General features: G+C 52.0%; 1 protein-coding gene. It reads left to right on the top strand.

Annotated features, from left to right (window positions below; translation table 11 throughout):
* Nucleotides 1–22 precede the first annotated feature (22 nt).
* Nucleotides 23–684 (top strand): IS6 family transposase (locus JUK32_RS10780; protein WP_204138860.1); only part of this gene is annotated, 662 nt, incomplete at its 3' end.

The following is a 684-nucleotide window of genomic DNA, read 5'->3' on the forward strand; positions in this document are numbered from 1 at the left end:
CAGCATCTGTCAGGGCGAGTCCATGAGCGTCAGTTACAAATACCATCGCTTTCCGATTGAGATCATTCGTCACTGCGTCTGGCTCTACTACACCTTTCCTTTGAGCTACCGCGACATCGAGAAAATGATGCTCTATCGGGGCATTGAGGTGACGTATGAAACCATCCGCAAATGGTGTAAAAAGTTTGCTCAAGCCTACGCTAATCAGATTCGTCGGCGTCGCCCCAAGCCTACTGATAAATGGCATTTGGACGAGGTCGTGCTCACCATTAAGGGACAGCAGTATTACCTATGGCGGGCAGTGGATGCCGAAGGTCAAGTCCTTGATATCTTGATGCAGCGTCATCGCGATAAACGCGCCGCCAAGAAGTTCTTTCGCAAATTGCTCAAGTCCAGCGGCTTCGCTCCTCGGGTCATTGTCACCGACAAACTGAGAAGCTATGGGGCCACGAAGAAAGAACTGATTCCAGGCGTCGAACACAGGCAGCACAAGGGGTTTAACAATCGAGCGGAGAACTCACATCGCCCCACACGGACCCGAGAGAGGCGGATGGGGCGCTTCAAATCGCCAGGACACGCCCAACAGTTTCTCTCAGCTTTTGAACCGATACGCGGCTACTTTCATCCTCACCAACATCAACAATCGGCAACCGAATATCGAGAAACGATGCGTCAGCGCTTGAG

Source organism: Halomicronema sp. CCY15110 (genome assembly GCF_016888165.1).
GTDB lineage: Bacteria > Cyanobacteriota > Cyanobacteriia > Phormidesmidales > Phormidesmidaceae > Halomicronema.